Origin of the sequence: Paraburkholderia caballeronis (assembly GCF_900104845.1) — a bacterium.
GTDB classification, from domain to species: domain Bacteria; phylum Pseudomonadota; class Gammaproteobacteria; order Burkholderiales; family Burkholderiaceae; genus Paraburkholderia; species Paraburkholderia caballeronis.
Map to the genome: position 1 here is coordinate 2978857 of NZ_FNSR01000001.1, position 25741 is coordinate 3004597.

General features: G+C 69.6%; 23 protein-coding genes. 11 read left to right on the forward strand and 12 right to left on the reverse strand.

Annotation, left to right across the window (positions count from 1 at the left end; genetic code table 11):
- Positions 1-29: 29 nt before the first annotated feature.
- From BLV92_RS13320 to BLV92_RS13360, 9 genes are all read right to left on the reverse strand, one after another.
- The gene (locus BLV92_RS13320; RefSeq protein ID WP_090545600.1) at positions 30-704 is read right to left on the reverse strand and encodes a DUF924 family protein; all 675 of its coding nucleotides are present in this window, start codon (positions 702-704) and stop codon (positions 30-32) included.
- A gap of 69 nt (positions 705-773) precedes the next feature.
- Positions 774-1184 (reverse strand): group II truncated hemoglobin, encoded by a 411-nt coding sequence (locus BLV92_RS13325; RefSeq protein ID WP_090545602.1) that lies wholly within the window; start codon positions 1182-1184, stop codon positions 774-776.
- A gap of 249 nt (positions 1185-1433) precedes the next feature.
- The gene (locus BLV92_RS13330; protein ID WP_090547052.1) at positions 1434-3977 is read right to left on the reverse strand and encodes an ABC transporter permease; all 2544 of its coding nucleotides are present in this window, start codon (positions 3975-3977) and stop codon (positions 1434-1436) included.
- Positions 3978-4060: 83 nt separating this feature from the next.
- A complete protein-coding gene (locus BLV92_RS13335) occupies positions 4061-4675 on the reverse strand; it encodes a DUF4126 domain-containing protein (protein ID WP_090545604.1) in 615 nt (204 codons plus the stop codon).
- Positions 4676-4981: 306 nt separating this feature from the next.
- A complete protein-coding gene (gene kdpE, locus BLV92_RS13340) occupies positions 4982-5680 on the reverse strand; it encodes a two-component system response regulator KdpE (protein ID WP_090545606.1) in 699 nt (232 codons plus the stop codon).
- A complete protein-coding gene (locus BLV92_RS13345; protein ID WP_090547053.1) occupies positions 5673-8522 on the reverse strand; it encodes a sensor histidine kinase in 2850 nt (949 codons plus the stop codon). The genes kdpE and BLV92_RS13345 overlap by 8 nt, the downstream gene beginning before the upstream one ends.
- Before the next feature lie 187 nt (positions 8523-8709).
- Positions 8710-9684 (reverse strand): quinone oxidoreductase family protein, encoded by a 975-nt coding sequence (locus tag BLV92_RS13350; RefSeq protein ID WP_090545608.1) that lies wholly within the window; start codon positions 9682-9684, stop codon positions 8710-8712.
- Between the two features lie 34 nt (positions 9685-9718).
- Positions 9719-10108, reverse strand: a complete 390-nt coding sequence (locus tag BLV92_RS13355) for a methylglyoxal synthase (RefSeq protein ID WP_090545611.1) — start codon at positions 10106-10108, stop codon at positions 9719-9721.
- Between the two features lie 43 nt (positions 10109-10151).
- Entirely contained in the window at positions 10152-10931 is a 780-nt protein-coding gene (locus tag BLV92_RS13360) for an SDR family oxidoreductase (RefSeq protein WP_090545613.1), read from the reverse strand.
- 356 nt (positions 10932-11287) lie between these two features.
- Between BLV92_RS13360 and upp the strand changes: the two genes are divergently transcribed.
- The 9 genes from upp (at position 11288) to rng (ending at position 20212) form a co-directional block, all read left to right on the forward strand.
- Positions 11288-11938 carry a uracil phosphoribosyltransferase gene (gene upp, locus BLV92_RS13365; protein ID WP_090545615.1) on the forward strand — a complete coding sequence of 217 codons (651 nt, stop codon included), beginning with the start codon at positions 11288-11290 and terminating at the stop codon, positions 11936-11938.
- Between the two features lie 761 nt (positions 11939-12699).
- Complete coding sequence (locus BLV92_RS13370; protein WP_090545617.1) at positions 12700-13428, forward strand: YebC/PmpR family DNA-binding transcriptional regulator; 729 nt, start codon at positions 12700-12702, stop codon at positions 13426-13428.
- A 182-nt stretch (positions 13429-13610) separates the two neighbouring features.
- Positions 13611-14891, forward strand: a complete 1281-nt coding sequence (gene purD, locus BLV92_RS13375; RefSeq protein WP_090545619.1) for a phosphoribosylamine--glycine ligase — start codon at positions 13611-13613, stop codon at positions 14889-14891.
- A gap of 316 nt (positions 14892-15207) precedes the next feature.
- Complete coding sequence (gene hemF / locus BLV92_RS13380; protein WP_090545621.1) at positions 15208-16131, forward strand: oxygen-dependent coproporphyrinogen oxidase; 924 nt, start codon at positions 15208-15210, stop codon at positions 16129-16131.
- 1 nt (position 16132) lies between these two features.
- A complete protein-coding gene (locus BLV92_RS13385; protein ID WP_090545623.1) occupies positions 16133-16867 on the forward strand; it encodes a nicotinate-nucleotide adenylyltransferase in 735 nt (244 codons plus the stop codon).
- 2 nt (positions 16868-16869) lie between these two features.
- Positions 16870-17430 carry a ribosome silencing factor gene (rsfS, locus tag BLV92_RS13390; protein ID WP_090545625.1) on the forward strand — a complete coding sequence of 187 codons (561 nt, stop codon included), beginning with the start codon at positions 16870-16872 and terminating at the stop codon, positions 17428-17430.
- Between the two features lie 25 nt (positions 17431-17455).
- Entirely contained in the window at positions 17456-17926 is a 471-nt protein-coding gene (rlmH, locus tag BLV92_RS13395) for a 23S rRNA (pseudouridine(1915)-N(3))-methyltransferase RlmH (protein ID WP_090545627.1), read from the forward strand.
- A gap of 189 nt (positions 17927-18115) precedes the next feature.
- Positions 18116-18733 (forward strand): Maf family protein, encoded by a 618-nt coding sequence (locus BLV92_RS13400; RefSeq protein WP_090545629.1) that lies wholly within the window; start codon positions 18116-18118, stop codon positions 18731-18733.
- Positions 18734-18742: 9 nt separating this feature from the next.
- Positions 18743-20212, forward strand: coding sequence for a ribonuclease G (rng, locus tag BLV92_RS13405; protein WP_090545630.1), 1470 nt, complete (start codon positions 18743-18745; stop codon positions 20210-20212).
- A gap of 338 nt (positions 20213-20550) precedes the next feature.
- On the opposite strand, the gene BLV92_RS13410 is transcribed toward rng, so the two are convergent.
- Positions 20551-20862 carry a DUF4148 domain-containing protein gene (locus BLV92_RS13410; RefSeq protein WP_090545632.1) on the reverse strand — a complete coding sequence of 104 codons (312 nt, stop codon included), beginning with the start codon at positions 20860-20862 and terminating at the stop codon, positions 20551-20553.
- A gap of 142 nt (positions 20863-21004) precedes the next feature.
- Positions 21005-21847, reverse strand: a complete 843-nt coding sequence (locus BLV92_RS13415) for a glycosyltransferase family 2 protein (RefSeq protein WP_090545633.1) — start codon at positions 21845-21847, stop codon at positions 21005-21007.
- Positions 21848-22123: 276 nt separating this feature from the next.
- Between BLV92_RS13415 and BLV92_RS13420 the strand changes: the two genes are divergently transcribed.
- Complete coding sequence (locus BLV92_RS13420) at positions 22124-23395, forward strand: O-antigen ligase family protein (protein ID WP_090545635.1); 1272 nt, start codon at positions 22124-22126, stop codon at positions 23393-23395.
- 33 nt (positions 23396-23428) lie between these two features.
- On the opposite strand, the gene BLV92_RS13425 is transcribed toward BLV92_RS13420, so the two are convergent.
- Positions 23429-24514, reverse strand: coding sequence for a glycosyltransferase (locus BLV92_RS13425; RefSeq protein ID WP_090547055.1), 1086 nt, complete (start codon positions 24512-24514; stop codon positions 23429-23431).
- A 176-nt stretch (positions 24515-24690) separates the two neighbouring features.
- On the opposite strand from BLV92_RS13425, the gene BLV92_RS13430 reads away from it, so the two are divergent.
- Positions 24691-25740: a glycosyltransferase family 2 protein gene (locus tag BLV92_RS13430; protein WP_090545637.1), complete on the forward strand. Its 1050-nt coding sequence runs from the start codon at positions 24691-24693 to the stop codon at positions 25738-25740.
- The last annotated feature ends 1 nt before the right edge of the window (position 25741 follow it).

Genomic DNA, 25741 nt, shown 5'->3' on the forward strand with positions numbered 1-25741 from the left:
GCGTCGCGCGGCACGTTTCCGAACGACGTTCAGAACGACGACCCGGGCTCGCGCAGGAACGCGAGTTCGGCGTCCGTCGATACGCGGCCCAGCACCGCGTTCCGATGCGGATAACGGCCGAAGCGCCCGATCACCTTCGCGTGCCGCAGCGCGTAATCGTGGAAACCCCCGACGTCCCCGCTACCCGGCTCGCGCGCGAGTTCGCCGAAGAGCCGCAGCGATTCGCGCTGCGCGTCCGCCGATTCCGCGTGCTCGAACGGCAGGTACGCAAACACCCGATGGAAAAGCGTCGGCAACTGCCGGTCCGCGCCGCTCCCGACAAGCTGCTGCGCAAGGCCGAGCGCCTTCGCGTCGCCGGCGAACGCGAGCGCGGTGCCGCGATGACAGTTGCGCGAGAACTGGTCGAGCACGATCACCAGCGCGAGCGTACCGGCCGGCGTCGCGGTCCAGCCGTCGAGCGCGCCGGCCCGCGCCGCTTCGAGCAGCGCGCCGGCCCGCGCCGCTTCGAGCAGCGCGCCGAAACGGTCGCGCAGGTTCGTGTCGAACGCTTCGTCCTTCTTGAACCACATCTTGCGCTTGCGGCCGTAGTCGGCCGAGCCGGGTTCGCCGAACCAGAAGTCGAGCACGTCCCGCGCACGCGGATCGACTGCGTCGCGGTCGAGCGGGTACGGGCTGTCGCCTGGCGTGGCGCGGGTCGTTGTCAACGGAAGCCTCCCCCTGCTGCGTGATGCCGCCCGCCGTGAACGGCGAAGCGGCGGCGCGCCGAATCGCGGTCAACCGTTGCGGTTGCGCATCCAGTCGGCGGTCTCGAAGAACGAATGCAGCAGCCGTTCGCGCAGCGGCTCGGGCAGGCCGACGTCCTCCATCGCCCACGCCATGCAGCGCAGCCACTGGTCGCGCTCCGACGACGCGATCGCATACGGCAGGTGCCGCGCGCGCAGCCGCGGATGGCCGAAGCGGCTGATGTAGTGGTCGGGGCCGCCGAGCCAGCCGCACAGGAACCAGAACAGCTTGTCGCGCGAGCCGTCGAGCGTCGGCGGATGCAGCGCGCGAAGGCCCGTGAATTCGGCTTCGAGGTCCATCAGGTCGTAGAAGCGGTCAACGAGTTCGCGTACGCGCGCCTCGCCGCCGACAAGTTCGAAGGCCGTCGGCTGTTGCGGCGCTTCGTCGGCTGGATCGGTCATAAAGTCGGTGAATGCGGGAAACGGAAGGCGGCCGGCATACGCAACGACGCGCCGGCCGCCGGATCGCCGATTTTCGCACAGGTGCCGAGGCGGCATTCAGGGGATGGATCAAACGCGGATGCGGCGCGCGAAAGAAGCGGGCGTTGGGGCGCGGGCGCGAAACGGGATCGTCGCGACGGCCGGCGCATGCAGGTGCCGCCGCGCACCTGCATGCTTCGCGGTCCGGCCGCCGCCGTTCGCCGAGCTACGCTACGCGTCCCGCAACGACTGCAACGCCGGCCGCATCAGCACGTGCCGCAGGCTGATCCACCCGCCGACACCCGCACACACGATGCCGCCCGCGATCCCGGCCGGCAGCAGCCACGGATTGAACGCGAGGTGGAAGTCGAACACGCGCGTCGCGAGCACCCAGCCGATCAGCTGCGCGCCGATCGCCGCCATCAGCCCCGCGAGCGCGCCGACCGCGACGAACTCCGCGACCTGCACCGCGCGCACCTGCCGGTGCGACGCGCCGAGCGCGCGCAGCAGCGCGGATTCGCGCATCCGCTCGTCGCGGGTGCCGGCGAGCGCCGCGTACAGCACCAGCACGCCGGCCGCGAGCGTGAACAGGAACAGGAACTGCACCGCGCCGATCACCTGCTCCAGCACGCGCTGGATCTGCGCGAGGATCGGCGCAATGTCGATCGCGGTCACGTTCGGATACTTCGCGACGAGGCCGTCAACCGTGTCGCGCTGCGCGCCCGGCAGATGGAAGCTCGTGATGAACGTCGCCGGGAAGTCGCGCAGCAGCGGGGGCGGCATCAGCACGAAGAAGTTCACCTTGAACGACCCCCAGTCGAGCTTGCGCACGCTCGTCACCGGCGCCTCCACTTCGAGCCCTGCCACGTCGAAGCGCAGCACGTCGCCCGGCTGCACGCCGATGATCTTCGCGAGCCCCTGCTCGATCGACAGTTGCGGCTCGGCCGAATCGCCGTACCAGCGGCCCGCGGCGATCAGGTTGTCCGCCGGCAGGTCGGTCGTGTACGACAGGTTGAATTCGCGATCGACGAGCCGCCGCGCGTCCTCGGTCTTGTAGTTGTCCGGGTTCACCGGCTTGCCGTTGATCGACACGAGCCGGCCGCGCACCATCGGCGCGAGGTCGGCGTCCGCGATCCCGTGCGCGCGCAGATACGCGCCGACCGCGCCGCGCTGCTCCGGCTGGATGTCGATCAGGAATTCGTTCGGCGCGTCGGGCGGCGTCGACTTGCGCCAGCCGTCGACCAGGTCGTTGCGCGTCATCGCGATCAGCAGCAGGCACATCAGCCCGATGCCGAGCGCGGTGATCTGCAACGCGCTCGCGCCCGGCCGCCGCTCCAGCGACGCGAACGCATAACGCCAGCCGATGCCCGCGCGGACCTGTCCGCCGAAGCGCTCGCTGCGCGCGATCCGCGCCGCGCCCCACAACGCGAGCCGCGCGAGGCCGGCGAACACCAGCAGCCCGGCCGCGAAACCACCCGCGACGATGCCGCCGAGCTTCAGTTCGCCCGCCGCGAGCACCAGCAGCGCGGCGAACAGCACGATGCCGACGCCATACGCGGCCCACGCGGTGCGGCCTTCGTCGCCCCACTCGCGGCGCAGCACGCGCACCGGCGGCACGTGCGTCAGCGGCAGCAGCGGCGGCAGCGCGAAACCGAGCAGCAGCACGAGGCCGGCGGCGATCCCTTCGACGGCCGGCAGCGGCCCCGGATACGGCAGCGCGACGTCGATCAGGCTGCCGAGCAGCGCGAGCAGCGCCAGATGCCCCGCATACCCGAGCGCGACGCCGACCGCGCCGCCGGCGATCCCGAGCCCCGCGAACTCCAGCACGAACAGCGCGCGCAGCGTGCGCTGGCTCGCGCCGAGGCAGCGCAGCGACGCGCAGCCGTCGAGATGCCGGCGCGTGTAGCGATGCGCGGCCATCGCGATCGCGACGGCCGCGAGCAGTGCGGTCAACAGCGACACGAGCGTCAGGAAGTGACGCGCGCGGTCGATCGTCTGGCGCACCTGCGGCTGGCCGTCCTGCAGCGATTCGAACGCGACGCCGCGCATCTTGCCGCCATCGACCTGCGTGTGCGCGAACGCCGCGAAGTTCGCGACGGCCGGATCGGCGCCCGCGACCAGCAGCCGGTACGTGACGCGGCTGCCGTAAGCGATGAGGCCGGTGGACGGGAGTTCGTCCGCGCGCATCATCAGCCGCGGCGAGAAGTTCACGAACGAGAAACCGCGATCGAGTTCGCGCGTGATGACCGCGCCGATCGTCAGCGTGCGCGTGCCGACCTTCACGGTGTCGCCGACGCGCAGCTTCAACGCGCCGAGCAGTTCGTCGTCGACCCACGCGGTGCCGGGCGGCGGAATGCCTTGCGCGACGCGATCCGGCGCACCGGGCGACGCCGCGATCCGCAGTTCGCCGCGCAGCGGATAACCGTCCGAGACCGCCTTGATCGCGGCGAGGCGGGTGGGCGTTTGCGGGTCGCCGGGCTGCGTCTGCGCGGTTTGCGGCGGCGAAGCCGGCGTCCCCGCGCTCACCATGCTCGGGAAAATCGCGGTCGTCGCGGTGCGCAGCCCTTGCGCGCGTGCTTCGTTCGCGAACAGCGGATCGACCGGATGATCGGCGCGGACGATGAAGTCGGCGGCGATCATCCGCCGCGCATCGCGCTCCAGTCCGCGTTGCAGCCGGTCAGCGAGGAAACCGACGCTCGCGAGCGCCGCGACCGCGAGCACCAGCGCGAGCAGCAGCATCGTGAGTTCGCCCGCGCGCCAGTCGCGCGCGGTCATCCGCAGGGAGAGCCGCACGAGGTGCGGCCAGTCGGTGCGCGCCGGCTTCGGCGCGATGAACGGGCGGTTGGGGGTGGCGCGGCTCAATCGTGACGGCTCCGCAGCGAGCCGAAGCGCGACACCATGTGCGTCGCCATTCCGCGGAAGCCGCCCTGCACGCCGCGCCACAGGCGCGGCAGCGCCCACGCGGCGACCAGCAGGAAACACGCGAGCAGGATCAGGAACAGGAACGGCACGAACAGCGCGAGCAGCACGCCGACGAACGTGATGCCGTCCTCCGCGCCCGACGTGACGACGTTCGATACCGGCTCCGGCGACAGGTTGATCAGCGCGCGCGTGCCGGCCTTCGCGAGATGCGCGGTGCCGGCGAGCGTGCCGCCCGCGAGCGCGGCGACGGTCAGCAGCGCCGGATCGGCGTGGCCGAGCGAACCGGCCGCGAGCAGCGCGCCGGCCGGGATGCGGATGAACGTGTGCAGCGCGTCCCACAGCGAGTCGAACGCGGGGATCTTGTCGGCGAGGAATTCGAGGATCGTCAGCGCGGCGGCGACGCCGATCACCCATGGCGACGCGAGGAACGACAGCGTATCCGGCAGATGGATCGCGCCGACGCGTTGCAGCACGCCGACGATCAGCACGGTCAGGTAAAGACGCAGACCGCTGCCCCACGACAGGCCCGCTGCTAGCGAAAGTGGTTCCATGGCTGCCTCCTCGCGCGGGGCGCCGCCCAAGGCGGGCGTCCTGCCGCGGCCCGTGCAGGCCGCGCTCCGGGTGCGTCGGCCCGCGTCGCGTTCGCGGCGCGGAGTAGTTGGGGTGATGACGGTTCCATTATAGCCACGGCCGCTGCACCGCCGCAGCAAGGTGTCGCATTGCATTGAGCGGCAGTGGGCGGCGGATCGGCGTGTGGCGCAGGAGATTCGCGGCCGCCTCGCGCGGCGCGCGATTTCTCGCGCCGCCGAGCCCGCGCCGTAGTCCTTACGATCCGTAATGCGCGTGGCCGCGCGCGGCTACTGCGCGCCGACGAGCCGGTAGCCGACGCCCGTCTCGGTCACGATGAACTCGGGCTGCGCCGCATCGCGCTCCAGCTTCTGCCGCAGATGCGCCATGTAGATCCGCAGATAGTGGCTGCTTTCGACGTGCGACGGCCCCCACACCTCGCGCAGCAGTTGCCGGTGCGTGAGCACGCGGCCCGCGTCGCGCACCAGCGCCGCGAGCAGCCGGTATTCGATCGGCGTCAGATGCACCGGTTCGCCGTCGCGCGTCACGCGCCGCAGCGCGAGATCGACCATCACGCCGCCGAAACCGACCTGCGGCGCGTCGCCCGCTCCGCCGCGATTGCGCCGCCGCAGATGCGCACGAATCCGCGCGAGCAGTTCCGACACGCCGAACGGCTTCGTCAGGTAATCGTCGGCGCCCGCGTCGAGCGCGGCGACCTTCTCGCTTTCCTGGGTGCGCGCGGACAGCACGATTACCGGCAGGTCGCTCCAGCCGCGCAGTTCGCGGATCACGTCGAGGCCGTCGGTGTCCGGCAGCCCGAGATCGACGATCACGAGGTCCGGCTTGCGCGTCGCCGCCTCGACGAGCCCCTGCTTGCCGGTCGCCGCCTCGAACACGCTCATCCCCTCCCCTTCGAGCGACACGCGCACGAAACGGCGAATCTGCTTCTCGTCTTCGATCAGGACTACCGCGACGCTGGGATCACTCATGGGCGGGTTTCGGTGCGGGGACGTCGGGAGCGTTGGCGGGGTCGACTGGATCGTCCGCGACATCGAGCGGCAATGGCGGCGGCGTGCCGACCGGCAGCGTGAACCAGAACGACGCGCCTTCGGCACGCCCGTCGGCCGCGCCAATGCTGGCCGCGCCGACGCCGGCCGCGCCGATTGTACCGCCGTGCGCGTCGACGATCGCGCGGCAGATCGCGAGCCCGAGCCCGATGCCGGGCTGCGCCGACTCCGCGTCGCCGCGCGTGAACTTGTCGAACACCCGCGCCTCCATGCCGGGCGGCAGCCCCGGCCCGCGATCGTCGATCGCGACCCGCACGAACGCGCGGCCGTCGTCGTCCACGACGCGCCGCGCGCCGATCTCGACCGGCGTGCCGGGCGGCGTGTACTTCGCCGCGTTCTCCAGCAGGTTCGCGAACAGCCGCTCCATCAGCACCGCGTCGACGTTCAGCAGCGGCAACCCCGGTTCGAGCGCGACGCGCACCGGATGCGCCGCGAGCACGCGCCGGCACGCGGCGAGCGCCGCGCCGACCGTCTCTTCGAGCGGCGTCCACTGCCGGTTCAGCTTCACGCTGCCCGACTGCAGCCGCGCCATGTCGAGCAGGTTCGTGACGATGCCGGTCATCCTCAGCGCCTCTTCGTGGATCGCGTCCACGAGTTCGCCGGTCTGCTCGTCGGCGTCGGCATCCGCATCGGCGCCCGCGGCCGGGTTCGCTCCCGCCTTCGCGGCGTCGCGCGTGCGCGCGAGCATCGACGCGAAACCGACGATCGTCGTCAGCGGCGTGCGCAGGTCGTGCGAGATCGCGGACAGCAGCGAGTTGCGCAGCCGCTCGGACTCGATGCCGACGAGCGCGTCGCGCGCGACGTCCACGTAATGCACGCGCTCCAGCGCGAGCGCGATCTGCGCGGCGAACGCATCGAGCATCCGCTGCTGCCCGGGCTCCGGCCGTTCGCGGCCGTCGCGCCCTTCCCGCACTAGCACCGCGAGCACGCCGCGCGCGCGCACCGGCGCGTTCAGCGGCACGTAGCGCGCGGCCGCGGCCGGCAGCACATCGGTGCCGGGGCCGGCCGGCAGCCGCCGGTCGTACACCCACTGCCCGATGTCGAGATCGAGTTGCCGCGCGTCGAGCGCGGTCCGCGGATCGGCTTCGACGGCCGCCGGCCGCACGCGGTCGTCCGCATCCGGCAACAGGATCGCGACCCGCGCGCCGAACACGTCGCTCACGTGACGGCTGCCGGTCGCGACGATCTGCTCGACCGTCAGCACGGCCGCGAGGTCGCGCGCCATCGCGTACATCGCGCCGGTGCGCTGCTCGCGCCGCTGCGCGACGCTCGCCTCGCGGCGCAGGCTCGACGTCAGGTGGCTGATCACGAGCGACGTCAGCAGCATGCCGGCGAACGTCAGCAGGTACTGCGTATCGGACACCGTCAGCGACAGCGTCGGCGGCACGAAGAAAAAATCGAACGCGGCGACGCTCGCGAACGACAGCAGCACGCCCGGCCCGCGCCCGAGCTTCGCGGCCGCGAAGATCACGCCGAGCAGGTACAGCATCACGAGGTTCGTCAGGTCGATGCGGCCGCTCAACCGGCTTGCGACCAGCGTGACACCCGCGCAGATCGCGAGCGCCCACGCGTAGGCGCGCAGCGGCGAGCGGCGCGGGGCCGGCGCGCGTCCGCCGCCTGCGCCGCCGTTCGCGGGGCCAGCGTCGGCCGAACCGTGCGCCGACGCGCGCATCACCCGGATCAGATCGACGTCGCCGGCGTGTTGCGCGACGCGCTCGCCGAACGGTCTTCGCCAGCGCGCGAGGCCCGCGCGCGCCGCGCCGCCGACGACCAGCCTCGACACGCCGCGCAGCCGCGCATAACCGCCGAGCGTCGCAGCCGCGTCGTCGCCGGCGAGTCTCGTCGCTTCCGCACCGAGTCCGGCCGCGAGCTTCAGCGCGGCGAGCGCGGACTCGCGCCGCGCGCCGGACCGGCGTTGCAGCTTCGGCGTTTCGACGTGGACCGCATACCAGCGGGCGCCGAGACTCGCCGCGAGCCGCGCGGCCTCGCGCACCACGGCTTCGGCGTCCGGCCCCGGTCCGATGCAGGCCAGCAACCGCTCGCGAACCTGCGACGGCGGGCTGGAACGATGCCCGTCCTTCGCCGCACCGTTGCGGTCCGCGAGCCGCCGCAATGCGAGTTCGCGCAACGCGATCAGGTTGCCTTTGCTGAAGAACGGCTGGGGCAACGACGGCTGCCGGTCACGCAGCCGGCCCAGCAGTTCGTCCGGCGCGAGTTCGACGAGCGTCACCTCGTCGGCGTCGTCGAACAGCCGGTCGGGGACGGTCTCGTTCACGCGGACCCCGGCGATCCGGCCGACCCCGTCCGCGAGGCTTTCGAGGTGCTGCACGTTCAGCGTCGTGTACACGTCGATGCCCGCGTCGAGCAGCGCGCGCACGTCGTGCCAGCGTTTGGGATGCCGCGAGCCGGGTGGGTTCGAATGCGCGAGTTCGTCGACGACGATCAACTGCGGGCGGCGCGCGAGCGCCGCGTCGAGATCGAATTCCGTGAACGTGCCGCCGCGGTGGTCGAGCGGCGCGGGCGGCAGCAAGTCGAGGCCGTCGAGCAGCGCGGCGGTTTCGTCGCGCCGATGCGTTTCGACGCTGCCGACGACGACGTCCACGCGCTCCTGCGCGCGTCGCCGCGCGGCGCGCAGCATCGCGGAGGTCTTGCCGACGCCCGCCGCCGCGCCGAAGAAGATCGTCAGCCGGCCGCGACGGCGCGCGCCGGCGTGGGCGTGTTGCGGCTGCGCATCAGGGAGATCGTCGGGATCGGGGGCGTTCATGCGGTGCGTGGAATCGCGGAGCATGCCGCGCCGCGTTGCCCGCGATCGTCGCATTGTGGCGAGCGGATGGCAAACGCGCGCTGCCGTTTGCCATCCGCTCGAAGCGGGTCGATCGAACGGGACGGCATGACCGCCCGCGCCTCCAGCCACGCGCGCCGCGAACCTCGCCGCGCGCGTTCCCGGTGAACTACGGCAGCAGGATCGTCGAGCCGGTCGTGCGCCGCCCTTCGAGATCCGCATGCGCGGTCGCGACGTCCTCCAGCGGATACCGTTGATTGATCGACGTCTTCACCTTGCCGGACGCGATCACGTCGAACAGTTCCGCCGACATCGCCTCATAGTCGTCGCGCTTCGCGATGTACGTGAACAGCGTCGGCCGCGTGAAAAACAGCGACCCGCGTCCCGCGAACTCCGACGAGTCGATCGGCGGCAGCGGCCCCGACGCGTTGCCGAAGCTCACGAACATCCCGAGCGGCGCGAGACAGTTGAGCGACTTCACATACGTGTCCTTGCCGATCGAGTCGTACACGACCGGCACGCCCGCGCCGTTCGTGATCTCGCGCACGCGCGCGGTGAAGTCCTCGCGCGTGTAGACGATCGGGTAATCGCAGCCGTGCGCCTTCGCGATCTGCGCCTTGTCGTCCGAACCGACCGTGCCGATCACCGTCGCGCCGAGCGCCTTCGCCCACTGGCACACCAGCAGCCCGACGCCGCCGGCCGCCGCCTGGATCAGGATCGTGTCGCCCGGCTTCACGCGGTACGTGCGGCGCAGCAGGTATTGCGCGGTGAGCCCCTGCAGCATCACCGACGCGGCCGCCTCGTCCGAAATCGCGTCCGGCAGCTTCACCACCTGCGCGGCCTTCAGCACGCGCTCCTGCGCATACGCGCCCGGCGGCCGCGCGACGTACGCGACGCGGTCGCCGGCCTTCAGCGCGGTGACGCCCGCGCCGACCGCCGTCACCTCGCCGGCGGCCTCCGAGCCGAGACCGGCCGGCAGCGGCTGCGGGTACAGGCCGTTGCGGAAATACACGTCGAGGTAGTTGAGCCCGACCGCGGTCTGCCGGATGCGGATCTCGCCCTCGCCCGGATCGCCCACGTCGACGTCGACCCACCTCATGACCTCCGGGCCGCCGGTCCGGTCGTAACGGATTGCCTTGCTCACATCGTGTCTCCTTGAAAACGCCGCGCCCGCACGCTCAGATCGTGGCGTCGAGGCGCAGCTTCAGTACGTCGAGAATCATCCGCGCGGTCGAGATGTTCGTCGCGCACGGCACGTTGTGCACGTCGCACGCGCGCACGAGCGCGTTGATGTCCGGCTCGTGCGGCTGCGGCGTCATCGGGTCGCGCAGGAAGATCACCATGTCGACCTCGCCCTCGGCGAGCCGCGCGCCGATCTGCAGGTCGCCGCCGTGCGGGCCGGACAGCATCCGCTCGACCGTCAGGCCGTGCACCGCGGCGATCCGCGCGCCGGTCGTGCCGGTCGCGATCAGTTCACAGCGGCGCAGCGTGTCGGCGTATTCGCCCGCCAGCGTGACGATGTCGTCCTTCTTGTGGTCGTGCGCGATCAGCGCGACGCGGGTCGGCATGAAACGGTGCTCCGTGGTTCGTTGGCTCGATGGAAAGACGACATCAGTAGGTGCCCGGATAGGCGCCGCCGTCGATCAGCCAGTTCTGGCCGGTGATGTAACCCGCATGCACGCTGCACAGGAACGCACACGCGCGGCCGAATTCGTCGGGCGTGCCGAAGCGGCCCGCCGGGATCGACTTGACCCGCCGCGCGCGCGCCTCGTCCTCGGAAATGTTGTTCGCCTTCGCCTGCGCGACGATCGTCGCGGCGATCCGGTCGGTGTCGAACGAGCCCGGCAGCAGGTTGTTCAGCGTGACGCCGGTCGGCGCGAGCTGCCGCGCGATGCCCGCGACGAAGCCGGTCAGCCCCGAGCGCGCGCCGTTCGACAGCCCGAGCACGTCGATCGGCGCCTTCACCGACGAACTCGTGATGTTCACGATGCGCCCGAAACCGCGCGCGATCATCCCGTCGACAGTCGCCTTGATCAGCTCGATCGGCGTCAGCATGTTGCCCTCGACCGCGCGCAGCCAGTCGTCGTGCGTGTAGCTGCGGAAGTCGCCGGGCGGCGGCCCGCCTGCATTGTTCACGAGGATGTCCGGCTCGCCGCACGCGGCCAGCGCGGCCGCGCGGCCCTCGGGCGTGGTGATGTCGCACGCGACCGTCTTCACGGTGACGCCGGTTTTGCTGCGAATCTCGTCGGCGGTCTTCTCCAGCGTGTCCGCGGTGCGCGCGACGATCGTCAGATTCACGCCTTCCGCGGCGAGCGCCTCGGCGCAGCCGCGCCCGAGTCCCTTGCTTGCCGCGCAGACGAGCGCGTTGCGTCCTGCGATGCCCATGTCCATCGTTTGGTGTCCTTTTGCGTTGCGTAACCTTGTCGTGTCGGCGGCGCGTTCCGACGCCCGCGCCGTCCGCTCCCCGATTCTAGAAGAATCGCGCGGCGGCCGCCGGACGCGGCCTGCGGATACGAGGCGCGCTCCACGTGACGCGGCCGCGTTTCGCGGCCAGCGCGCGCGGCAGTTCCCGTATACTTTCGGCTGTCACGCGGCCCGCCGAGCTGCGCGAGCCGCGCGATCCGTCGGACTTCCGATCCTCGTTGCACGGCCGCGCCGCGCACCGCCGCCGGCCGCGCCGGGCAAACGCCCCGCCGCGCCGGCCGGGCCGCCCTCCGATCCCTCTTGTCGCCGTCGTGCGCCCCGTCATGAAACAGGACAGCCGTTTTCCGAATCTCTTCATCCTCGATCACCCGCTGATCCAGCACAAGCTCACCCACATGCGCGACAAGGACACCTCGACGCGCACGTTCCGCGAGCTGCTGCGCGAGATCACGCTGCTGATGGGCTACGAGATCACCCGCGACCTGCCGGTCACGACGCGCCGCGTGACGACGCCGCTCGTCGAGTTCGACGCGCCGGTGATCGCCGGCAAGAAGCTCGCGATCGTGCCGGTGCTGCGCGCCGGCGTCGGCATGTCGGACGGGCTGCTCGAACTGATCCCGTCGGCGCGGGTCGGCCACATCGGCGTGTACCGCGACGACGACCACCGGCCGGTCGAATACCTGGTGCGGCTGCCCGACCTGGAGGACCGCACGTTCATCCTGTGCGATCCGATGGTCGCGACCGGCAACTCGGCCGTGCACGCGATCGACGTGCTGAAGCGGCGCGGCGTCGGCGGCGACCGGATCATGTTCCTCGCGCTCGTCGCGGCCCCCGAGGGCGTCGAGGTGTTCCAGAACGCGCATCCGGACGTGAAGCTGTTCGTCGCGTCGCTGGACACGCGGCTGAACGAACATGCGTACATCGAACCGGGCCTCGGCGACGCAGGCGACCGGCTGTTCGGCACGAAAAACTGAGCGTTTCGCTTCGGCGGACGGGCGGCTGCTTCGCTCGATTGGGCCGGTTCGCCCGGCGGAAGGGGTCGCTGCGATGCGTGGCTGCGCGACTGGTTCGCGTGGCTTCTCCCGCGCTTTTCGCTCGTGCCTTCCGACCGCGCCGAACGCCCGCGCCTTCCACGTGGGCCGGACAGCCGCGCTCGTCGCACGCGCCGGACAACCGGATCGCCCGCCGCCCCCGTCCGTCCCCTGGCCGATCGGACCATCGTGCGGCCGGCCAGGCCCCGCCCCGCCGCACGCCCGTCGAACGCCCGTCGAACGCCCGTCGAAGCCGCCGCCAGCCCGGACCGCAGCCCGTAACGCGCGGCCCGCCGCGCAGCTCGCGTCGCACCGCAGCCCAAGGCCGCGCGGTTCCGCCGTGATAAAATTCACGTCCGCCTGAATGGGCGCCGAAACGGCGTCCCCGGCCCGCGTCGCGTGGCAATACGGGCTTACGGACCTGCGGCAAGCTGCGGGGCCTGCGCCGCGCGCAGTGTCGGCCAGCCGCCCGACGCAACCGCGCGAACGGGACGCGCGGAACGCACCAGACGCACAGGACGCGCGGGAAACCCAGGACACGCGCCGGACGAACCGGCATCCCGGCAGGCAGGCGGACAAGACATTCCAGGATTCAGCGGCGCAACGGCTGGCGCATCGGGCGACCTACGCGCCGCCGGGTCCGCGATCGCAACGACATTGCACTATGCGTGCGCCCTCGCCGGCGCGCGCGACGGAGAAAAGGTATGGCGGGTCATTCGAAATGGGCCAACATCAAGCATAAGAAGGCGGCTGCCGACGCGAAGCGCGGCAAGGTCTGGACGCGGCTCATCAAGGAAATCCAGGTCGCCGCGCGCCTCGGCGGCGGCGAAATCGACTCGAACCCGCGCCTGCGGCTCGCCGTCGACAAGGCCTACGACGCCAACATGCCGAAGGACAACATCAACCGCGCGATCCAGCGCGGCGTCGGCGGCGTGGACGGCGCGAACTACGAGGAAATCCGCTACGAAGGCTACGGCATCGGCGGCGCGGCGGTCATCGTCGACACGATGACCGACAACCGCACCCGCACCGTCGCGGAAGTGCGCCATGCGTTCTCGAAGTTCGGCGGCAACATGGGCACCGACGGCTCGGTGTCGTTCATGTTCGATCACGTCGGCCAGTTCCTGTTCGCGCCCGGCACGCCGGAAGACAAGCTGATGGAAGCCGCGCTCGAAGCGGGCGCGGACGACGTCGTCACGAACGACGACGGCAGCATCGAGGTGGTCTGCCCGCCAAACGATTTCGCGACGGTGAAAGCCGCGCTCGAAGCCGCGGGTTTCAAGGCGGAACTCGCGGAAGTCACGATGAAGCCGCAGACTGAAGTCGAATTCACCGGCGACGATGCAGCGAAGATGCAGAAGCTGCTCGACGCGCTGGAGAATCTCGATGACGTGCAGGAGGTGTACACGAACGCGTCGATCGCCGACGAGTGACGCGTTTTCGCGCGCGGCGCAGAGTACGCGCCGCGCGCTGACTGGCTGCTTGCTGGTTCGCGCGGCGGGTCGCGCGGGTCCGGCGGGGCGAAGCTGCCCGCCGGCGACCGCGCGCCGCGCGATGCGGCGGCGGATGCGAGGGCATCGGCCGCTACCGTTTTTCTGGTCTTTCGGGGATTTACATGAAGTTACTCGTCGTCGGTTCTGGCGGCCGTGAACATGCGCTCGCGTGGAAGCTCGCGCAGGCGCCGCGCGTACAGCTCGTCTATGTCGCGCCGGGCAATGGCGGCACCGCGCAGGACGAACGGCTCGCGAACGTCGACATCACGGACATCGGCGAACTCGCCGACTTCGCCGAGCGCGAGCAGGTCGCGTTCACCGTGGTCGGGCCGGAAGCGCCGCTCGCAGCCGGCATCGTGAACCTGTTCCGCTCGCGCGGCCTGAAGGTGTTCGGCCCGACGAAGGAAGCAGCGCAGCTCGAAAGCTCGAAAGACTTCGCGAAGGCGTTCATGAAGCGGCACGGCATTCCGACCGCCGCGTACGAGACGTTCTCCGACGCAGCCGCCGCGCACGCGTACATCGACGCGCAAGGCGCGCCGATCGTCATCAAGGCCGACGGCCTCGCGGCCGGCAAGGGCGTGGTCGTCGCGACGACGCTCGAAGAGGCGCACGCGGCCGTCGACATGATGCTCGCGGACAACAAGCTCGGCGACGCCGGCGCGCGCGTCGTGATCGAGGAGTTCCTCGCCGGCGAGGAAGCGAGCTTCATCGTGATGGTCGACGGCAAGCACGTGCTCGCGCTCGCGTCGAGCCAGGACCACAAGCGGCTGCTCGACGGCGACCGCGGCCCGAACACCGGCGGCATGGGCGCGTACTCGCCCGCGCCGATCGTCACGCCGCAGCTGCACGCGCGCGTGATGCGCGAGATCGTCCTGCCGACCGTCAGCGGGATGGAGAAGGAAGGCATCCGCTACACCGGTTTCCTGTACGCGGGCCTGATGATCGACGCGCAGGGCAACCCGAAGACGCTCGAATTCAACTGCCGGATGGGCGACCCGGAAACGCAGCCGATCATGGCGCGGCTGAAGGGCGACTTCTCGAAGGTCTTCGAGCACGCGATCGCCGGCACGCTGAACACCGTCGAACTCGAATGGGACCGCCGCACCGCGCTCGGCGTCGTGCTGGCCGCGCACAACTATCCGGACGCGCCGCGCAAGGGCGACCGGATCAGCGAGATCCCGGCCGAGACCGCGGACGCCGTCACGTTCCACGCGGGCACGACGCTCGTCGACGGCAAGCTGACGACGTCGGGCGGCCGCGTGCTGTGCGTGGTCGGCCTCGCGGACTCGGTGCGCAGCGCGCAGTCGATCGCCTACGAGACGGTGAACCAGATCTCGTTCGACGGGATGCAGTATCGCCACGACATCGGCTATCGCGCGGTCAGCCGCAAGCAGCCGAACTGACGCGCGGGACGCAGGCGGACGGCGGCGGGCCGGCAACGGTCCGCCGCCGCTTTTGTGCAGACGCGCCGGCGTGCGTCCGGCCGGACATGGAGCGGACCCGCGCCGAAGCCGGCGGCCGCCGCGCAATCCGCAGCCGGACCGGGAGCACGGTGGCGTAGTTCCGCTCGGGCGACACGTTCCGGCCCCGCCGTCGTATGGCGGCGGATCGGCGCTACACTCCCGCTATGTCACGCTTTTGTCCCGCGCGGCCGCCGCGCGCGGATGAACCCGCAGAGAACCCACCCGCGCCGCCGCAGGCGACGCGCCCACCTCACCGATGATCGATTCGACTCACGACAGCGCGACCGTCCGCGCATGGCTTCAGGGGCTGCAAACGCGGATCGCCGATGCGCTCGGCGCATTCGACGGCACGCCGCTCGCGACCGACGAGTGGCAGCGCGCGCCCGGCGAAAAACTGCGCGGCGGCGGCTGCACGCGGATCCTCGAAAACGGCGGTTTCTTCGAACGCGCGGGCATCGGCTTCTCCGACGTCGCCGGCGACGCGCTGCCGCCGTCCGCGAGCGCCGTGCGCCCGCAGCTCGCGGGGCGCGGCTTCGAGGCGATGGGCGTGTCGCTCGTGCTGCATCCGCGCAACCCGTACTGCCCGACCGTGCACATGAACGTGCGCCTGCTCGTCGCGACGAAGGCCGGCGAGCCGCCGGTGTTCTGGTTCGGCGGCGGAATGGACCTGACGCCGTATTACGGCTTCGAGGACGACGCGCGCCACTTTCACCGCGTGTGCCGCGACGCGCTCGCGCCATACGGCGACGACCTGTATCCGCGCTTCAAGCGCTGGTGCGACGACTACTTCTTCCTGAAGCATCGCAACGAGGCGCGCGGGATCGGCGGCATCTTCTTCGACGACTTCTCCGAACCCGGTTTCGAGAAGTCGTTCGCGATGGTGAAGAGCGTCGGCGACGCGTTCCTGAACGCGTATCTGCCGATCGTCGAGAAGCGCCGCGACACCCCGTACGGCGACGCCGAGCGCGCGTTCCAGTCGTACCGGCGCGGCCGTTACGTCGAGTTCAACCTGGTCTGGGACCGCGGCACGCTGTTCGGCCTGCAAAGCGGCGGGCGCAGCGAGTCGATCCTGATGTCGATGCCGCCCGGCGCGAGCTGGCGCTACGACTGGCAGCCGCAGCCCGGCACGCCGGAAGCGCGCCTGTACACCGACTTCCTGCCCGTGCGCGACTGGGCCTGACATCGTGACGCGCCCTTCTTCCCCTTCCCGTCCGGACGCGCCGCCCGCGCCCGTCACGCGCCGCGTCGGCCTGCTCGGCGGCACGTTCGACCCGATCCACAACGGCCATCTCGCGCTCGCGAGGCGCTTCGCGCAACTGCTCGACCTGACCGACCTCGTGCTGCTGCCGGCCGGCCAGCCGTGGCAGAAGCCGGAGGTGTCCGCGGCGGAGCACCGGCTCGCGATGACGCGCGCGGCGGCCGCATCGCTGTCGCTGCCGGGCGTCGCGGTCAGCGTCGACACCGACGAGATCGACCACGACGGCCCGACCTACACCGTCGAGACGCTGCGCCGCTGGCGCGCGCGCAACGGCCACGACGCATCGCTGACGCTGCTGATGGGCGCGGACCAGCTCGTGCATCTCGACACGTGGCACGAATGGCGCGAGCTGTTCACCTACGCGCACATCGGCGCGGCGAGCCGGCCCGGCTTCGACCTGGCGTCGGTGCCGGCCGACGTCGCCGCCGAAATCGCGCCGCGCCGCGCCGACGCGGCCGCGCTGCGTTCGAGCGCGCACGGCCATCTGCTGCTCGACGACGCGCTCGCGCTCGACGTCTCCGCGACCGACATCCGGCGCCAGATCCGCGCGTGCGTCGCGCAGCATCGCTCAGGCGACGCGCACGGAACCGACGCCGCCGATCACGTTCCCGCGGCCGTGTGGGACTATATTCTTCAACATCATCTGTACCACGGGTAATCATGGATATCCGCAAACTGCAACGCACCATCGTCGACGCTCTCGAAGACGTAAAGGCCCAGGACATCAAGGTGTTCAACACGAGCCACCTGACCGAACTGTTCGATCGCGTGATCGTCGCGAGCGGCACGTCGAACCGGCAAACCAAGGCGCTCGCGTCCAGCGTGCGCGAGAAGGTGAAGGAAGCCGGCGGCGACATCATCAGCACCGAAGGCGAGGACATCGGCGAATGGGTGCTGGTCGATTGCGGCGACGCGGTCGTCCACATCCTTCAGCCCGCGCTGCGCCAGTACTACAACCTCGAAGAAATCTGGGGCGACAAGCCGGTGCGCGTGAAGCTCGCGACGGGCAGCCGCTTCGGCGGCGCACAACCGTCCGAGCCGCTCGACGACGAAGAGGACGAGGACGACGCGCCGGTGGCGAAGCCGGTCGCAAAATCGGCTGTGAAGCCGGCTGCAAAGTCGGCAGTGAAGCCGGCCGCGAAGTCGGCGGCAAGACCGGTCGCAAGGCCCGCCGCGAAAACCGCGCGCAAAACCGCCGCGCGCCGCAGCACCAGCAAGTGAGCCGCGCCGTTCGCGCGTCGCTGCGATGAAGCTCCACATCGTCGCCGTCGGCCACCGGATGCCCGACTGGATCGCCGCCGGCTTCGACGAATACACGAAGCGGATGCCGCCCGAACTGCGGATCGAGCTTCGCGAGATCAAGCCCGAGCAACGTTCGTCGGGCCGCTCCGCGGAAAGCGTGATGGCAGCCGAGCGCCAGCGCATCGAGGCCGCGCTGCCGAAGCAGGCGCGCATCGTCGCGCTCGACGAACGCGGCAAGGACTGGACCACGATGCAGCTCGCGAACGCGCTGCCCGACTGGCAGCAGGACAGCCGCGACGTCGCGTTCCTGATCGGCGGCGCGGACGGGCTCGACCCGCAGTTGAAGGCGCGCGCCGACCTGCTGCTGCGTCTGTCGAGCCTCACGCTGCCGCACGCAATGGTCCGCGTGCTGCTCGCCGAGCAGTTGTATCGCGCGTGGACCATCACGCAGAATCATCCGTATCATCGCGTCTGATCGTGGACCGGCATCCGGCGCGGCGATGGCCGCCGCGCCCGGCGCCGGGTCCGGCTCGTTGCGCGCGGCCGCGCCGCGCAGCGCGGGACCGGCCATCAAGCCCGCCGGCCCCGATGCCGTCAACCCGTACGGATTCCTCTCTCTTTCCCGTTTTTCCCGCTTTTTCCCGCTTCCCTCCGAGACCCATCGATGCCGTCGCCCTACCCGTTCGTCTATCTCGCCTCGCAAAGCCCGCGCCGCCAGGAGCTGCTGCAACAGCTCGGCGTGCGTTTCGAACTGCTGCTGCCGCGTCCGGACGAGGACGCCGAGGCGCTCGAAGCGGTGCTGCCGGACGAGGCGGCGGCCGACTACGTGATGCGCGTCAGCGTCGCGAAAGCCGTCGCCGCGCGCAGGCGCCTCGAAGCGGGCGGCCACGCGAATGCGCCGATCCTGACCGCCGACACGACGGTAACGATCGACGGCCGCATTCTCGGCAAGCCGCTCGATACCGCCGACGCGGTCGCGATGCTCGCGAGCCTGCGCGGACGCGAACACGAAGTGCTGACCGCCGTCGCGGTCGTCGACGCGGACGGCGCGCTGCTGCCCGCCGCGCTGTCACGCTCGCGGGTGCGCTTCGCCGCTGCGGGCGACGCCGCGCTCGCGCGCTACGTCGCGAGCGGCGAGCCGTTCGGCAAGGCCGGCGCATACGGCATCCAGGGCCGAGCGGCAGAGTTCGTCGAACGAATCGACGGGTCCTATTCGGGTATCATGGGTTTGCCTCTGTTTGAATCCGCCGCCCTGCTGCGCGCGGCCGGCATCGACTTCTAGAACAACACCATGAACGAAGAAATCCTGATCAACGTCACGCCGCAGGAGACGCGCGTCGCGCTGGTGCAGCAAGGTGCAGTGCAGGAGCTTCATGTCGAGCGCACGCTGTCGCGCGGACGCGTCGGCAACATCTATCTCGGCAAGGTCGTGCGCGTGCTGCCGGGCATGCAGTCCGCATTCATCGACATCGGGCTCGAACGCGCCGCGTTCCTGCACGTCGCCGACATCTGGCATCCGCGCATTCCGGGCGAAACGCATCAGCCGGTCGCGCACGCGCCGATCGAAAAGACCGTGTTCGAAGGCCAGACGCTGATGGTCCAGGTCATCAAGGACCCGATCGGCACGAAGGGCGCGCGGCTGTCGACGCAGGCGAGCATCGCCGGGCGCACGCTCGTCTATCTGCCGCAGGAGCCGCACATCGGCATCTCGCAGAAGATCGAGAGCGAAGCCGAGCGCGAGGCCGTGCGCGCGCGGCTGACCGCCGTGCTGCCCGCCGACGAGAAAGGCGGCTACATCGTGCGCACGATCGCCGAAGACGCGACGAGCGAGGAACTCGCGGCCGACGTCGCGTATCTGCGCAAGACGTGGGCGACGATCGTCGCGCAGGCGCAGCGTATGCCTGCGACGAGCCTGCTGTACCAGGACCTGAACCTCGCGCAGCGCGTGCTGCGCGACTTCGTGAACGACGAGACGACGCGCATCCAGGTCGATTCGCGCGAAACGTTCCAGAAGCTGTCCGAGTTCGCGACCGAGTTCACGCCGGCCGTGCGGCCGTTGCTGCATCACTACACCGGCGAACGGCCGCTGTTCGACCTGTACAGCATCGAGACCGAGATCCAGCGCGCGTTGTCGCGGCGCGTCGATCTGAAGTCCGGCGGCTACCTCGTGATCGACCAGACCGAGGCGATGACGACGATCGACGTGAACACCGGCGGTTATGTCGGCGCGCGCAACTTCGACGACACGATCTTCAAGACGAATCTCGAAGCCGCGCATACGATCGCGCGTCAACTGCGGCTGCGCAATCTAGGCGGCGTCATCATCATCGACTTCATCGACATGGAGAACGTCGAGCATCGCGACCAGGTGCTCGGCGAACTGAAGAAGGCGCTCTCGCGCGACCGCACGCGCGTGACCGTGAACGGCTTCTCCCAGCTCGGCCTCGTCGAGATGACGCGCAAGCGCACGCGCGAATCGCTCGCGCATGTGCTGTGCGAGCCGTGTCCGATATGCCAGGGCAAGGGGCAGGTGAAGACTGCGCGGACCGTCTGTTACGACGTGCTGCGCGAGATCCTGCGCGAGTCGCGGCAGTTCAATCCGCGCGAGTTTCGCGTGGTCGCCTCGCAACACGTGATCGACCTGTTTCTCGAAGAGGAGTCGCAGCATCTCGCGATGCTGATCGACTTCATCGGCAAGCCGGTGTCGTTGCAGGTCGAGTCGAATCTGAGCCAGGAGCAGTACGACATCGTGCTGATGTGATCGCGCGCGTCAGCGCGTGACGCCGCATGCGGACCAAAGCCGACCTTCGAAGGTCGGCTTTTTCTTTGAGGCATCGGTGCGGGCGGAAGCGGCGCCTCGCGATCTCCGATGCAGCCGGCCTCGATCAAAAAGCGCCCGGGGCCGAGGCCCGGGGCGAAGCCATCGGCACGCCGATGGCGGAGGTATCGGTACTGCATGGCGACGCGCCGGTGTCGTCAGCCGTCATTCGATGAGGGACGACGATGGTCCGCTGCCATGACGATCATGCGTTCCGGCGCGCCGGCCAGCCGCGCCGCGTGCTCGCGACAGGCGGCGACGGCGGCGCGGTTCATCGCGGCTTAGTGGCCGTACATCGCGTTCCAGTCCGAGGCCGACACGCGCGGCGCGGCCGAACCGCCCTGCGACGAGCCGGTTGCGACGCCGCCGTAGGCCGTGTTGCCGTTCGCCGCGGCCACGCGCGCTTCGGCGGCCTGAATGCCTTCCGGATAGTGCGTGTTGTCGCCGTCGCCGACGCGGTAGCCGGCCTTTTCGAGTTGCGCGAGTTCGGCGCGAACCTGTGCGCGGGTAACCGGCGCGTTCGACTGCGCGAACGAAGCGAGCGGAGCGGAAATGGCGACTGCGACGACAACGGCTTGAATCAGGGACTTCATGGTGGCTTACCTCCAGGTTGTGCATTCGGTCCGGAACCGGTTGGCCCGTGACCGATGTACGCAGTCTAGGAGGATCGGCGTTCAGGGTTAACCCCTACGATTTCAAAAGACAGTTCCTGGGGGTGGAAGAATGTTGTGGAACTCAACCCAATGCACGCTTCAGCCTGGACTTCAGCAATGCGCGCTTGAGCCGCCAGTCCGTCTGCGGCTCGCCCACGGCATCCGAACCTTCGATCTTCTGTCCGCGACGCAGATAAAAACGATCGAACGTCGCCTGCGTGATGCCCCACTTGTTGAGGAACTGGCGCCGCCCGTCGTTCTTCACGATCTTGCCGGTGCTCTTCTGCTGAAAGTGATAAACGAGGCTGTCGCCGACGCCAACGAAGGTCCGGCAGCCGGCGTCCCACAACTTCATCGAGAAGTCGTTGTCGCTGCTCATGCCCGGACTCAGTTCGCTGCTGTAACCGCCGACCTTGATCCACCAGTCGCGATGCACGAGTGTCGGCGGCCACGTCGCGCCCCGCCAATCCGAACGCGCCAGGGACGGCGCTGCGGCGACGAGATCGTCCGCACGGAACTGCGCGGCATCGCGACCGAAGTCTCCGACGACGACGCATGGATTGCCCGTATCGACCGGCTCGATCATCGTGCCCGACAACATGAAGAGGTCCGACGGCATCTGCGCCATGCGGCGCGCGAGTGCATCGTCCCAGCCCGGGCAGCAGTACATGTCGTCGTTCATGTAGACGACGTAATCGCGCGTGGCCCGCGCGGCGGCAAGATTGACCGCATGACAAATCCCGATGTTGCCGGGCGACGCGGTGTGCTCGATGCGCTGCTCGCGCACCCATGCGAGCGTGCCGTCCGAGCCGTCGTTCACGTGGACGATGATCTGATGCGGCTGCGTCGAATGGCGCTGCAGGCTGGCGATCACCAGTTGCAGGTACGGCAGGTTATTCCAGGTCGGAATGATGATCGAGAACATCGCGGAATCGAATGACGAGGGTGTCAGATTGTACCGTTCCATGGCCGGCGAATCGCCGCCGAAGCGGCTGCCTGGTCCGAACCCGCGAAGAAAAAGCCGCCCATGGCAGCGGTCGATTCGTGCCAGTCAACCCTGCGCACGGTTCATGCAGAGCGTTTCGGAGAAGCCGCCCGGCGGCCGGTTATAATGCCCCTCGCCTCCCATATCACGAAAAGTGACAGAACACGCCTGCCGCGGGTCGTGCCGCCTCAAGGCCGAGTCAACGTATCTTTGCCCATGATTCATTCGCCCCGTCTGACCTGGACCGTCGGCATCCTGCTGTTTCTTGCCCCGGCGGTCAATCTCATGTGGCGCGGCGGAACCGGTTACTGCTTCTTCGCGCTGCTCCTGATGTCGCTCGTCATCGCGTTCACTCACGGGCGCGGCAAGTCCTGGTTCGAGCCGCTGTGCAGCTATCGCTGGTATGCGATCGGGATGACCGCGTTCCTCGCCGCGATCGTCGTACAGCAACTGGTGGACGGCTACTGGAAACCCCGCCAGTTCGATGCGCTGTCGCGCTTCACGCTCGCCCTGCCGATCTTCGTGATGCTGTGCCGGATACCGTCGCGGCAATTGCGCTCGATCGGATGGGGCTGCGCGGTCGGCGCGCTCGCGGTCGGCGTCTGGGCGGTGATCGACCGGCCGGCCGGCGGCTGGACCGACGCGACGCGCCTGAACAACGACTACACGAACGCGATCCCGTTCGGCGACACGGCGCTGCTGCTCGCGTTCCTGTCCGTCTTCACGTTCGGCTGGGATCGGCGTCGCAGCCGGATCGCCCTGGCGATCAAACTGCTCGCGCTGCTGGCCGGCGGGTTCGTGTCCTATCTGTCGGGCACACGCGGCGGCTGGCTCGCGATCCCGGTGTTCGTGATCCTGCTCGGCGCGCAGTACCGCTGGTTTTCCCATCCGAAGCGCATCGCGGTCACCGCGGCCATCCTGCTCGCGTGCGCCGCCGCGCTGCTCTCCACCGAGCGCATGCAGCACCGGCTCGCGGCGGCATCGTCGGATCTCACGCTGCTTCAGCGCGGCGACGAGGACACGTCGGTCGGCTTGCGCCTGCAACTGTGGCAGGCATCGCTGCGGCTCTTCAGCGGGCATCCGGTATACGGCGTCGGCAAAGGCCGGCTCGTCGACGCGCTCGGCGATCTCGCGCGGCATGGCGTCGCGAACCCGCAGATCGTGAACGAACGCGCGCACAGCGATTTTTTCTCGACGATCGCCGAAACCGGCACGATCGGCACGATATGCCTGCTGCTGTTCTATTTCGGCAACTCGGTGTACTTCTGGCGTCACCGCCGCGCGAAGGATCCTGATACGCGCACGGCCGCATATAGCGGTCTTGCGGTGTCGTCGAGCACGATCGTGTTCGGGCTGACGATCGACGTGCTCGTGCCGATCATGGTGACCGCGCTGCTCGCGCTGCTCAGCACGGCGTTTCTTGCGATGATCGAAGCGCGCCGGCGCGAACTGGACGCGGCGGCGAATCCGCGCGTCGACGCGCGGTAGCGACCCGCTAACGCGCGCGTTGCGGACCCGCCCTTACGACGACGCCATCAGCCGGTACAACGCATGCACGTGCGCATCGACGCCCGGATCGTAGACAAGGCTGCCGCAAGGGTCCGCGAGCCTCGCCGAACCGGCTCGCACGCGCGCCAGCGCCTCATGCACCGCGCGGTCGAAATCGCCGTCCATCTGCCGTGAAAAGACGATCTTCGCGGGATCGGCAACGGCTTCGGCCGACCCGACGTTATCCGCGATGACGAGCGGCGTGCCGCACATCACCGATTCGACGCCGACCAGCCCGAACGGCTCGTACACCGACGCGACGACCGTAAAATCCGCGGCAGCGAACAGGTTCTGGATGTCCCGGCAATAACCGGCATACCGGATCGTGTCGCCGGTCCTCGGCACCGGCCGGCCGGCCACCACGAGGCAGACCGGCAGATCGGTGTGCAGGAAGAACCGCTCCAGCAGGTCATACCCCTTGCGCTCGTGGCTCGTCGAGGAGAAGACGAACACCACGCGGTCGTCCGGAAGACCGAAGCGCCGCCGCGCGTCCGTACGCGCGGCGGAGTCGAGCGGCCGAAAGCGACCGGTGTCGACCGGCGGGTACAGCACGTCGATCCGATCCTCGGGTATCCGATAGAAGCGTTGCAGTTCGCGGCTCATCAACTGCGAGTGCGCGACGATCCGGCGCGCCTGCGTGTAGGTCTTGCGTTCGAGTTCGATCTGCCACGCATCGCTGCGACGGATCGCCTTGCCCGCGGCTTCGAGCGAGCCGGGATGCGTGCCGCCGCACAGCGCGACGTCCGCATACGGCGAATGATTGATCGCGAACACGCACTGCGGACGATGCCGCCTCAGCCTGCGTGCAAGCCGCCAGTTGAACGCGAGGTTGCGCAGCTTGCGCGGCGCCCAACGCACGTCGAGCGGCTGCGCATCGATCCAGCCGGCTTCTTCCATCGAGCGGTCGATCTCGCGGGCGAACAGCGTCGGCCGCAGACCCATGCGATGGAAGCCGGCGATCAGGTCGCGCGTGTAGCGCTCCGCGCCGCCGCTATTCTTCGGCGCCTGGGCGGTGAGCGCCAGGTCGGTGAGCGGAAGCGCCGCGTTCGGCTCGCGCATGATCGAATCGGACAAGGGCGGCTCTCTATCGGAAGTATGAGTCGGCGCATGGCGCACAGGCAGGCCAGCGCCGACGCCTGATGCGGATTGGACCGCGAACAACGCGGGATTGTAAAGGAACCGCATGGGCATCGACACCGATTACAATCAGCGCTCCCCGAACCGGTCGCTCCGCGATGAACACCCGCTCCCCTTCCGACGCCGCCCCCGCGAGGACCTCGCTCCCCGAACCCCGGACCGCCGATGCGGCAAGCGGCGACCGCCCGCTCGTGTCGATGCTGCTGATCGCGTACAACCAGGAGCGAACGGTGGCGGAGGCGGTGCGCGGCGCACTTGCGCAGTCGTGGCAACCGTTCGAACTCATCGTGTCCGACGACTGCTCGGCCGATGACACGTATGCGGCAATCGAAGCGGCAGTGCGGGACTATCGCGGCCCGCATCGCGTGGTGACACGCCGCAACGAGCGAAACGAAGGCATCAGCGCGCACCTGTCGCGGCTCGCGGGTCTCGCGCAAGGCGAACTGCTGTTCGTCGCGGCGGGCGACGACGTATCGGCGCCCGAACGCTGCGCGCGGGTCGTCGAATACTGGCTGGCTCATGGACGCCGCTTCGACCTGATCGCGACCGATCTGGCGGATATGGACGACGCGGGCGTCGTGCACGAGCGGATCGCGCCGGATACCCTCGACGCGTATCGAAACTTCGACGACTGGGCCGCGAAACGGCCGTATGTGGTGGGCGCCGCGCACACGTGGTCGCGGCGGCTCTTCGAACGCTTCGGCCCGATGCTGCCCGGCGCGGCGGCCGAAGACCAGGTGATGACGTTCCGCGCGATCGTGTCGGGCGGCGCGTCGAGCCTGCACGAACCGCTGGTGCGTTATCGCCGCGGCGGGCTCTCGCGCAAGCGCCGCTATCGCTCGGTCGCGGAGTTCATCGGACGCCAGCGGCAAAGCAACCGCTACTCACTGGCGGAAGCGCGGCAGTTGCAGCACGACGCGGACATCGCCGGCTTCGGCGAAAGAATGCGCGCGGCGCTGGCCTCGAAGCTCGCACGCGAGCAGTTCATCGATGCGATGTTCAGTGCGCCGGGCCTCGGCGCGCGCGCAGCGCTCGTCACGCGCAGCCGCGGCATCGCGGCGGGACTCAAGGTCCGGATGTTCCTGTACACGACCTGCCCCGCCCTCTATGCGCCGCTGCTCTGGGCGAAACGCACCTTCAGGAAGTGAC